This window comes from Vibrio sp. 10N.222.48.A3 (assembly GCF_041475345.1).
Taxonomy (GTDB): Bacteria; Pseudomonadota; Gammaproteobacteria; order Enterobacterales; family Vibrionaceae; genus Vibrio; species Vibrio tasmaniensis_A.
Genome location: NZ_JBFRVX010000539.1, coordinates 1 through 2,141, shown reverse-complemented (window position 1 = coordinate 2,141; position 2,141 = coordinate 1). Strand labels below are relative to the sequence as shown.

The 2,141-nt window shown below is 39.2% G+C and carries 3 protein-coding genes; all 3 read right to left on the bottom strand.

Annotation, left to right across the window (positions count from 1 at the left end; all coding sequences use genetic code 11):
• Positions 1-282 (bottom strand): HNH endonuclease (locus AB4653_RS15555; RefSeq protein ID WP_372104659.1); only part of this gene is annotated, 282 nt, incomplete at its 3' end.
• 4 nt (positions 283-286) lie between these two features.
• The gene (locus AB4653_RS15550) at positions 287-1,531 is read right to left on the bottom strand and encodes an AAA family ATPase (RefSeq protein WP_102258126.1); all 1,245 of its coding nucleotides are present in this window, start codon (positions 1,529-1,531) and stop codon (positions 287-289) included.
• Between the two features lie 56 nt (positions 1,532-1,587).
• Positions 1,588-2,141: site-specific integrase (locus AB4653_RS15545; protein ID WP_372104656.1), on the bottom strand; the 554-nt coding region annotated here is incomplete at its 5' end.

Sequence of the window (2,141 nt, the reverse complement as noted above, 5' to 3'; positions counted from 1 at the left end):
CTTAGGGTCACAGCAGTCTAATAGATCATCATACTTAGCGAGTTTAATATTGTTGCAGCGACCACACGAAAAGTATAAATTTTCCCACTCATACTTTAATCTTTCATCACCCTCATGTGGAATGAAATGCTCTACATTTATGTCTTGTGGTTCAAATGTTTCACAGATATAGCACTTCTTGTGAAACACATTTTTCAAGGCATCCCAAACATCTTTGGAATCATACTTTTTTCCCTCAGCTAATGAGGAAGGAGCTGGTTCACTTCTAACTACATTGAACATCTGGCTACCTCTTGGCTTTGCTGATTGCTAGTTTTGCGGAATTAACAAAGTAAAGTGATTCAGAGTCCAGTGAGTCTTCATCTTCGGGTAATTTCTCTAATAGTGACTGAATTTCTTTAACGTCAATTGGGTGTCTTTCAAGTGACTTGGCTAATGTTTCAATGTTCTTTTGAAGTAAACTAGAAATTGGAAGGACACCAAATAAGCCTTCTAAAACAGATTCATAGGAGTACATAGATAGATCTTCGACTTGTTCTCGTTTTGAAAGATCGTAAATTACAGCATCGTCTACAGATGAGACTACAAACGGTGAATGTGTAGTCACAATAAACTGTACTTTCGGAAATGCGTTTTTAAGGAAAGCTAGAATTTTTTTCTGTAATGATACATGAAGGTGCGCATCAATTTCGTCAATTAAAACAATTCCCGTAAGAGCATCTGGGTCTATTAAACGTAATGACACCTTCGTAATTAAATCAGCATACACAGCCATAATTGAAGAGAATCCAGATGACAGGCTTTGAAATGTATAGGGTTCTTTGTGTGGCTGATGAACCTCAAAAGAAAACGAGTCCGATTGGAAAACTAGTCTAAGCTCTTCATCTTCAAAGAGGCTCTGTAAATCGCTCTCTAGTTTTATAAACCATTTATTAATGCGCTCAGCTTCTTCTGGGTCATTGTTGATCTTCTTGGATTCAGAGAAAGCTTGATTGGCAATACTTGTGACGAGGAACTCTTCAAATAGAGATGATGCAGTCTGGCTTTGATGTGGCCTTGTTACAGAATGTAGGTCTTTTTCTTTTAGACTACTCAATGATCTAACTGAAGACGGTTTTAAAATGTCTGACTTTCTTCCGGCTTCGAAAGAAATAAGGAGTGCTTGAAAATCTTTGTGTTTTAAAACAAACCCCTCCAGATCAGATAACGTTATAGGTGGTTGGTTGGCTTCTTCTATTTTTTGAACAATATTTTTTAATTCTCGAGCCCAAGAGTCATAAGACTGGTTTGCGGGGCCCTCACGCTCCAAAATTTCCTCGTAAGATATTTTGCTTCTTTCTAGTTGCTCCAAACTTGTGTTGTCTTTCTTGACTATGCGGTCATTTAGTTTTTCGTAAAGATAGTTCAGTAGTTGAGTCTTACCGCACCCATTCCCGCCAGTTAATATTAGCGTTTTCCCATTGACATCTATGTCTACTTCTTTATCAGAATAAGGGATTTTAGTTTTAATTTTAGTCAGATAACCAGACATATTGTTACTCCAAGTAATACTCACTCGATTGTATAGCAAAGAACCATTAATCGCTTTTATATTTTACGTTCATGCAATTTATGCGGGAACAACTGGGTATAAACCTGCCACAAGGTGTTTAGGTTCCTATGACCAGTTACTTGAGCAACTTCCTCAATCGTAAAACCTTTCTCGAACAAGCGGCTTGCACCTTCACGGCGTAGGTCATGATAGCGCAGGTTATCAATTCCAACCTTCTGGCACACTTCAACAAAGCCTCGGCCAACTGAGCGTGGGTTGTAAGGGAATATCAACTCTCTTTTACGCTCTTGCCTCATCACAATATCGAATGCTTCACCAAGTAGAGGAACTACCATATGGTTGCCTTCTTTCTTTCGTGGGTCTTTTCGGTCACGTACGATCACTGTTTTAAGTTCTTCGTTTAAGTCTTCCCACCGTATACCACACACTTCGCTGACTCTCATACAGCTCAGGATGCTGAAGTCTAGAAGCTCGGAGTAGGGGATTTTGTTTTCTCTGCGTTGCTCGCGTTCTTCTAGTGCTTCTTTTAACAGGTCTATTTCATCGGTAGTAGGGCGTCTTGTTCGTTTCTCTGATTTACCGATGAGCT

Excerpts from the sequence above, each read along its gene's own strand:
- AB4653_RS15550 (WP_102258126.1), bottom strand. The coding sequence starts at position 1,531 with ATGTCTGGTTATCTGACTAAAATTAAAACTAAAATCCCTTATTCTGAT.